Here is a 9,820-nt window from a genome sequence, read left to right as displayed (position 1 = left end):
CATATTCACAGGACTTGCTGCCGGAACTTACACCGTAATTGTTAGAGACTCTAAACTTTGTACCGATACCGAAAGTATTACGCTAGTACAGCCAGATGCAATTACCTTTGATATTTCAACAACAGGAATTACTTGTAACAACCCAGGAGGAACTTCATTTGGAGAGGTTATATTTGAAAATGTATCAGGAGGAACACAACCTTATACTTATTATTTGAGTAGTAATTTTGGTTATTCAGACAGTTACAATACAACTTTAAATGAAGATCATACTTTTATTGTATTAGACTTCGGAATCTATACTGCAGAAGTTATAGATTTTAATGGTTGTTCTGTATTACAAAGTAATATTATTATTGCATCACCACCAGATGACTTAGATATAGATATTTCAACAGCTACAGCAGACTGTACAAGTGGAGGAACAGCAATAATAACAGTTTCATCATTAGTAAGTAGTGGTTCATACGAGTTTGGAATACTGGAATTTAATACAATACCATATACAACAACATATCAATTAGCAGATGTTGGAACACCTGAAACTACAACATTTACAGGATTAATACCAGGAGTAACCTATACTTTTGTGGTTCATGATTTAATAACTGATTGTTATTATCTTGAAACTGCAAATGGTCCAATACCAAGTCCATCAAATTTAACTACAAACATAGATATAGTTCAAAATGTTACTTGTACAGGAACCGGAGATGGAAATATCTCTTTTACGTTTGATAATTATGATGCTACAACAACTTCTGTTGACTATGAAATATTTTATGCTCAATCAAATATATCAACAGGATTAACAGGAAATAGTCTGACACCTGGTGGACCAGTATCAGTTCCAAACTTTGGTGTCTTAGCACCTGGAACCTATTATATATTATTAACTGAAAATGGAACAGGAAGTGTAAACGGATGTACGTCTGCAACTCCAAGCTTTACAATAACACAATCTACAAACCCATTAATTGGAACAGCTACTTTAGTTAAAAATGATAATTGTAATTTAAATGCAGGAATTGTTACTGCAACTGGTCAATTTGGAACAGCTCCATATGAATATCAAATTTTACTAAGTACTGATCCTGCTCCAACAGTTGGAACTTGGACTGGAACTTCGACAAATACTTTTAATGTTGAAAGTGGATCATATATTGTCTATGTTAAAGATGCAAATAACTGTATAGTAGCTTCAAATGTTGTTGTTGTAGGTTTAGATCCTTCTCCTGAGATTACTTTATCTTTAGTAGATTCTTGTGCAAACGAAGGAAGTTTTGCCATTAATATAATAAGAACTGTAGATGGAATTTCTCCTTACGTATATGTTATCGATGGAGGAACACCATTCACCGAAAATGCAACTAACTTTTCTATTGTTGACTTATTATCAGGTAGTCATACCGTAACAATTACTGATGCAAATGGTTGTTCGTATGCTCAAACTATAATTATTGATCAAATCATTAATGGAAATGCTAATGTAACAGTTCAACCTAGTTGTGCTGATAATGATGGTGAAATTCAAGCTACCGCAACTAACGGAAGTACAAATTATTCTTTTGAGTTACAAACAATAGCTGGTGTTAACGTAGCCGGTCCAAACACAACTGGATTATTTACTGGACTTGGTTTTGGAGACTATAATGTAATTATTACTGATGCTACTTTAGGATGTGATATAACCATTCCTTTATCTTTAGAACAACCGGCACCTGTTTCTTTTATTACTTCACATGAAAATGTAAGCTGTAATGGAGCTACTGATGGAAGTATTTCTATTACTTTAGACGCAACAAATATTGATACTCCTTATACTTTTACTCTTTTTGATGGTACAACAACTATAACTCAAAATAGTCCTAACTTTACAGGTTTAGCTGCTGGTAACTATACAGTAACTGTGACTTCTTCTAAAAACTGTACTGATTCTCAAACTATAAATGTTACTCAACCAAATCCTTTAGCTTTAACTCTAACAGGTGGTGATTTTGCTTGTAATAGTAATAACACAGTAAGTGTTGTTACCATAACTGCAAACGTAGCTTTAGGAACAGGAACTGCTCCTTATTTATATAGTATAGATGGTACAAATTATCAAACGTCTAATACTTTTGATATTGTAGATAATGGAACTATTCAAACTATAACAATAACGGTTCAAGATTTTAACGGTTGTTTGGTTAATGAATCAATCACTATTAATCCTTTACCAACTATTACAAATATTGCAGTAACTCAAAATACAGCTTTAACTTGTGCTAATGATGAAGAAGTTTTAATTACGGTAACTGGTGGTTCAGGAAATTATACATATCAATTGTTGCCTAACGGAGCGATTGTTGGACCTACTTCTAGTAATACTGCAACTTTCTCTTTAAATGCTCCTGGAACTTATACTTTTGAAGTAACCGATACCGTAACAGGTTGTAGTACTATTACTGTTCCATATACAATTAATCCTTTACCAGTATTGAATGTTGTAGCCGATAATGCTAATGCGGTAAATTGTTTTGGGGATACTAACGGATCTTTTGATATAACTGTTACTGGTTACTCAGGAAATTATACATACTCAATTTTTGATGACACAGCGACAATTATAGCTACTGGAAGTAACAATACCATTACAAACCCACTTACATTAACAGGTCTAGGTGCTGGAAACTTCTATGTACAAATTATAGCAACTGATCCTCCTTTCTGTGAAACTATCTCGAATGTAATTAATATATATTCTCCACCAAATCCATTAACATTAGTTGTGCAACAAACTTCTGATGTGACTTGTAATGTTCCTGGTTTAGGAACGATAACTGCGCAAGCAAATGGTGGAAATGGAACGTTTGAATATGAATTAGTAAATACAACTACAAGTACAACTATTCAACCATTTGGAGCAAATAATATATTTACTAGCTTAGATGCAGGAACATATCAAGTAACCGTCAGAGATATTAACTTATGTGAAACCTCTCAAACTATAACCTTAAATGCTCCAACTCCAATAGATGCAACCTATGTAGTTACAAACACTAACTTATTGTGTTATAACAATACAAACGCAAGTGTTACAATTACAGCAACAGGAGGTCAAGGTAGTTATCAATACACTTTAACTGACTCTGATGGTGATATTTATGGACCTCAGATTGAAAATGTGTTTAGTGGTTTAGGCGTAGGTACTTATACCATAAGTATTAATGATGGTTGGAATTGTACTTTTGTTAGTCCATTGACATTCACAATTACAGAACCAACTCAAATTGCAGCTACTTTAAGTGTTCAAAACACACTAACTTGCGATAACGATGCTGAATTAGTAGTTAATGCATCAGGTGGAACACCGCCTTATATGTATAGTGCAGATGGAATTACCTTCAATTCAACTAATACATTCTCTGTAGGTCCAGGAACTTATCAATATTATGTTACAGATGCTAATGGTTGTACTGCAATACAAACAAATTCAGTAACAATTGCACCAATACCAACATTAACTGTAAGTATTAATGCTTCAAATACTACCATTCAATGTAACGGAGATATAAATGCTTCAATTACGGTAAATGCAACAGGTGGATTAGGAAATTATAATTATACTTTATTAAATAGTACTACAATGGCAATTATCACTGGTCCACAAACTAGTAATATTTTTAGCCCATTAGGTGCTGGTTCATATATTGTTAATGTTAATAGTGTTGATTGTGACCAACCTTCTAATACAGTTATAATTACACAACCATTAAACCCGTTAAACATAACAAATTATACTGTAACTCCTGCAACTTGTAATGGAACAGCAAATGGAAGTATAACATTTAACCCAACTGGAGGAACACCTCCTTATAAGTATGCAATTACAAATCAATTGAATCAATTTTTTGATACAAATACATTCATAGGTTTAGGAGTTGGAAACTATACGGTACTAATTCAAGATACAAATGGTTGTTTTGAAACAATCAATGTACAAATGACAGAACCTGCTCCTTTAGTAGCGAGTTCAGTTAATACATTTGAAGTATGTGAAGGAAGTAACAATGGAACTGCAACATTAACCATAACTGGTGGAACACCTCCATATTATACAAGTTTAGATGATGATACTTCAACTAGTTTTGTACAAGGACAATTAATTTTCAATAACTTAGATAGCACAGTTGAACATACCATATATGTGCATGATGCTAATGATTGTCAAACAAATATTTATATACCAGCTGGAAACCCAATTACATTAACACCAACTGCTACTGAAACTTATGCTTGTACAACCACAACTGCCTTACAAAACAATATTGTAACGGTAAATGTAGAAGCTTCAAATGTAGGTCAAGTACAGTATTCATTGGATAATCAGACTAGTTACCAATCAAATAACGTTTATACTAATTTGACTAATGGAACACATACTATTTATGTTCAACACACAAATGGTTGTGTTAAAACAGTAACAGTAAACATCACAAACTGGATTCCGGTTACTCAAACACATTCTCAAGTTAATATCTTATGTAATAGTGCAACAACAGGAAGTATAACTGCAAATGGAATTGGTGGAAATGGAACTTATCAATATGCTATTTCTCCAGCTTTCACATTTGGAACAGCAAATACATTTAACAGTTTAGCAGCTGGAACATATACAGTAAAAATAAGAGACGGTAGAGGTTGTGAAACTGAATTTACAACAACAATTACTCAACCTACAGCATTAAATGCAATTGTATCTGATTTTGGACAAGATGTATGTCAAGGAGATAATGCTGGATACGTACAAGTAACTGCAAGTGGTGGAGTTGGTCCTTATATGGCAAGCTTTAATAACACAACTAATTATGTAGCAGTAAATGCTTCTAATATTGTAGATTATTTTAATTTAGCTGGTGGAGCAACTTATACTATTTACATAAAAGATGCTAATGGTTGTGTGACTTCAGTTCAACAAACTTTAGATCCAGCAGTTGATTTAGATCCAAACGCTGTTGTAGTTTATGATTGTTTAAATAACCAATCTACTAATACGGTAACTATAACTGTTGATGCTATATATCAAAATGATGTAGTGTATTCTATTGATGGCGTTAATTTCCAAATAAGTAATACGTTTACAAATGTTGCTGCTGGTAACTACAATGCATATGTTGAACATTCTAACGGTTGTTTTAACAGCAATGAAACTTTTACAGTTGATCAAATTGATGCAGTAGCTTTAATAGTTACTGAAACAGGCTTAAATGAAATAACAGCAGTTGCTTCTGGTGGAATTCCTCCTTATACTTATGTGTTTAATGGAATTAATACTGGTTCAAACAATGTGTTTATTTTTAGTCAAACTGGTAATCAAACAGTAGTTGTTTATGATTCTAATGATAATCCATGTAGTGCAACAGTAACAATTCCAACCGTTTTCTATCCAATAGAAATTCCAAATTTCTTTACACCAGATGGAAATGGATTTAACGATTACTGGTCTCCACAAAATGTAGATAACTATACCAATATTGAAAGTTTAATTTTCGATAGATACGGTAGAGAAATCATACGATTAAAATTAGGAGAATCTTGGAACGGAACTTATGATTCCATTGATTTACCATCTGGTGATTACTGGTATTTGGTAAATGTAAATGACGGAACAGGAAGAACATTCACGGGTAACTTCACTCTTTATAGATAATATAAAATGAAAAATATTTTTAAAATTTTAGTTAGTTTAATCATGGTTAACTCTTTTGCACAAGAGTTAACCATACCAACTTACACACAATATTTGGGTGATAATCCTTATGTTATTTCTCCTGCTTATGCTGGAATTGGTGATAACATAAAAATTAGGGTAAACGGTTTAACCCAATGGGTTGGATTAAAAAATGCACCTGATAATCAATCCTTAGCTGTTGATGGTCGGTTAGGACAACGTTCTGGAATTGGTGCTTTTATTTACAACGATAAAAACGGAAACACTTTTCAAAAAGGAGGTAAAATATCTTTTGCGCATCACTTAATTCTAGATTATTACGAAAATAGGTACATATCATTTGGTATGTCATTTGTAATGAATCAGTTTTATATTGATAGAACGCAATTTGATCTTTCTTACGATCCCATTGTAACCAACAATAGAGATTTAAACAATTATAATGTTGATGTAGGATTTTTATATAGACAACAAGGTTTTTATTTAGCGGCAAATGTTTCTAATTTATTAAACAAAAACACCGATAAATTCATAATTAAAGAACCAAATATATTACGAAATTTTTCTGCTTATACAGGTTATAAAATAAAGTCTAACAGTAATAGTGATGTAGAATACGAACCATCAATCTTTTATCAATATTATCAAAGTGATAAACGTTCTAGTACAGATGTGAATGTAAAAGTTCGTTTTTTAGATTATGAAGATTATTATTGGGTAGGAATATCGTATCGTTTCTTAAATGATCAATTTTTTCAACCTTTAAATATTGGTCCAATGGCAGGATTAAAAAAGAACAATTTTTACTTTGCTTATTCGTATCAATATACAACAAATGCACTTTCTGCTTTTAATTCTGGAACACATATGGTAACTTTGGGCTATGATATTTTCCAAGGATTAAGTAATTGTCCTTGTACTAGTAATGAAATAGACTAAAATGGGAACAATTAAATTAAAAAAAATTAGAACTTTTTCTTTTCACGGATGTTTAGAGGAAGAAGGAAAAATAGGTAGTGATTACGTTGTAGATTTAGAAGTTAAATCAGACCTTAGAAAATCATCTTTAAGCGATGATCTAAACGATACAGTAGATTATGTTCATTTAAACAAGATTGTTGTTGAGGAAATGGCTATACGTTCAAAACTACTCGAACATGTAGCGCATAGAGTTATAGTAAGAACATTTAAAGAAATTCCAGCTGTTTCTAGAATAAAGATAGCTGTTTCAAAAATAAATCCTCCTATTGGTGGAGATGTTTCTAAAGTGACTATTGAAATGGAAGAATTTAGAAATTAATCTTTCATTTTATATTTTCTCTTTTCGTACAAATTCTTAGATGCTACAATATGTGCTAAAGCATCTTTTGCAAACTCGTTATCCAATTCAACCGGTGTAAAAATTGAATCTTTTTCCACTTTAAATTGTAATGGTGCTGCATTTGGATTAATAATAATTACATCATTATCAACTTTAAAAGCGTAGGTTTCATTAAACATCATTATTGTTCTACCTTTTGTATTTGCAGGAAGTGTCATTAGATTTCTTCCAGGCATTGGCGATTTTGATGTAATTCCAGATAAAGCTAAAACCGTTGATGGAATATCAATCTGACTTGCCATTTTATCATAAGTAATTCCGTTTTTAATATTTGGCGCAATAATTAAAGCAGGAATATGAAATTTATGAATTGGCACTAAAGCTTTTCCAAAAGTTCTAGTATTATGATCTGCAATGACTACAAAAATGGTGTTTTTAAAATACGCTTCTTTCTTAGCTAATTCAAAGAATTTTCCAATTGAATAATCTGCATATTTCATGGCATTATTAACTGTATTTTTCTCTTTATCATACAATTCAATTCTTCCATCTGGAAATTCATAAGGTTTATGATTTGAAGTTGAAAACATTAACGAAAAGAAAGGTTTATTTCCTAAAGAAGTAAAATATTCATTTGCTTTTACAGCTAAATCTTCATCTGAATAACCCCAAACTCCTTTAAAAGCATGTTTTTGACCATCATCATCTAAATCAGTTTCATCAATAATAGTATTAAAACCATTTCCGTTAAAGAAAGAGGCCATATTATCAAAATTGGATAAACCACCATAGATAAAACTTGTATCATATTTTTGTTTCCCAAAAGCTTCCGCTAAAGAGTAAAATCCTTGTTGTGAATTACTTAATTTAACCACACTTTCTGCTGGATTTGGTAAAAAACCGGTAACAACAGATTCAATTCCTCTAATACTTCTTGTTCCTGAACTATATAGTTTTGTAAATAAAAGCCCTTCTTTAGAAAGCTTATCAAATTCTGGTGTTAAAGGTAAACCTCCTAAACAACCCACAAATTCTGCTCCTAAACTTTCTTGTAAAAAGATAACTACATTATATTTTTCAACTACAGAATCTGGTTTTTGAATATGTAAAAACGGAATTTCTCCATCAATAAATTCAGTTACATCCATGTATTTTTTTACCCTGTTGTAAGCTTCAAATTCATCCATTTTACCATATTTATCTGTATTTCCTTCATTTTTTAAAGAATAAGCAGCAAAAGCAACCGTGTAAAGTGAATTTAAACCTAATGAATTTGTCATTTGGTCTGATGAAAATATAGCATTACTTGCGTTTATGGGACGAAGAGTTGTTAAACTTGAACGTGCTCCAAAAAACAAAAAGAAGGCCAAAACAGGAAATAAGATAAGCTTGATTTTATAAGAAGAAGCAACAGTATGAAATAATTTTTTTCCAAATTTAAAAGCAAAAAATAAAGCAACAATTACTAAAAGTATAGTTACAATCATTGAAGGTAAATAACTTTTAACTAATGTTCCAAGAACTTCTTTAGGATAAATTAAGTAATCTAAAAATAAACGATTTGGTCTAGTATCATATTCATGAATGAAATTTAGGGTTGATAACTCCATAAAGAAGAACAGAAATAAAAACACAATAAAGTATATATTAAAAAATCCATTAAGATATTTTAGAATTGAATCGGGCAAAAGACTTATTAAAGCAGCTGGTAGAACAGATAAATAACACAACATAATTAAATCAAAACGGAGACCAATTGTAAAAATTCTCCAATAATCTTCTATTAAAGTAACTCTATCTTTAAAGACAAAAAATAAAATTATTCTACTTAAAGTTGTAATTATCAAACCGATAAGAAAGAAATTAAAAAGAGGTTTTAGATAGCTAAGTTTTTTCATTTTTGTTATGAATCAATAAATTAGGACACAAAAGTAATTGAAAAAAAAGCATAACTTTTTTTAAAAAATTAAAATTTGCTAAATTTTCTTGTGTTAGTCCAAAATATATGTAAATTTGCATTTCTAATTTGGCGTTGTGGCCGAGCGGCTAGGCACCGGTCTGCAAAACCGTTTACCCCGGTTCGAATCCGGGCGATGCCTCTAAAACCTTCAAGGAAACTTGGAGGTTTTTTATTTTTTTATTTGAAAAATTAAATTAGAAATTGGTCTATGTAGACCTTGTCCAACCATATAACTTCCTTTTATATTACTAATAAGAATAATATCTTTCTTTCTAGCTTTTTTTAGTAATTGCAAAACTTCTTCAGTAAAAATATTTCCATTTATAGTTATAGTTGGTTGTCTCGGAACTTTAATTGAAAATTGAGTAATAGATGGGTTAAAATTTCCATAAATGAAATCTATAAATTTTATACCAACTTCAGCATCTTTTAATTCATCTATACTAAATTCTAAATATCCTTGAGTTGAAAACTGACTATTTAAAGTACTTATTGGAATTGGTAAACCTTTTATTTTATAAACATACTCTTCAGTAAAAATTGAATCATCTTGTAATTTTATAGCCACTATAATTTTTAATTCATTTCCACTTCCTGGACGAATTAAATATTTTCCTAATTCATCTGTTTTTGAAACTCCTGGGCCAGAAACCCAATATTCTTTAGCATTTGCAACAGCAATAGTTATTGGGTTATCAATTCCTCTATAAACAACTTTTACTTTGTCTAATGAAATTATACTTAATTTTGGTTTAGAAATAATGTCTTGAGCAATTAAATTAATTGAAAATAAGAGAATTAAAGAAACAATTAATTTAGTCATAGT

5 protein-coding genes and 1 tRNA gene are annotated in these 9,820 nt (G+C 30.9%); 4 read left to right on the top strand and 2 right to left on the bottom strand.

The genetic code is table 11. The features are described from left to right. The 3 genes from G507_RS0112415 to folB form a co-directional block, all read left to right on the top strand. Window positions 1–5,692: T9SS type B sorting domain-containing protein (locus G507_RS0112415; protein ID WP_026717784.1), on the top strand; the 5,692-nt coding region annotated here is incomplete at its 5' end. Window positions 5,693–5,698: 6 nt separating this feature from the next. Then, complete coding sequence (locus tag G507_RS0112410; protein WP_026717783.1) at window positions 5,699–6,652, top strand: PorP/SprF family type IX secretion system membrane protein; 954 nt, start codon at window positions 5,699–5,701, stop codon at window positions 6,650–6,652. Window position 6,653: 1 nt separating this feature from the next. After that, a complete protein-coding gene (folB, locus tag G507_RS0112405) occupies window positions 6,654–7,013 on the top strand; it encodes a dihydroneopterin aldolase (RefSeq protein ID WP_026717782.1) in 360 nt (119 codons plus the stop codon). Here the strand turns inward: folB and G507_RS0112400 are convergent. Beyond that, window positions 7,010–8,932, bottom strand: coding sequence for an LTA synthase family protein (locus G507_RS0112400; RefSeq protein WP_026717781.1), 1,923 nt, complete (start codon window positions 8,930–8,932; stop codon window positions 7,010–7,012). The two genes, folB and G507_RS0112400, sit on opposite strands and share 4 nt — an antisense overlap. 130 nt (window positions 8,933–9,062) lie before the next feature. Here G507_RS0112400 and G507_RS0112390 point away from each other — a divergent pair. Beyond that, window positions 9,063–9,133 (top strand) — tRNA-Cys (locus tag G507_RS0112390). 30 nt (window positions 9,134–9,163) lie between these two features. Here the strand turns inward: G507_RS0112390 and G507_RS0112385 are convergent. Then, window positions 9,164–9,817, bottom strand: a complete 654-nt coding sequence (locus G507_RS0112385; protein ID WP_026717780.1) for a GldM family protein — start codon at window positions 9,815–9,817, stop codon at window positions 9,164–9,166. Window positions 9,818–9,820 lie beyond the last annotated feature (3 nt).

This window comes from Flavobacterium gelidilacus DSM 15343 (assembly GCF_000422685.1).
GTDB lineage: Bacteria > Bacteroidota > Bacteroidia > Flavobacteriales > Flavobacteriaceae > Flavobacterium > Flavobacterium gelidilacus.
The sequence above is the reverse complement of the archived record's forward strand: the minus strand, read 5'-3'. Positions and strand labels throughout refer to the sequence as shown.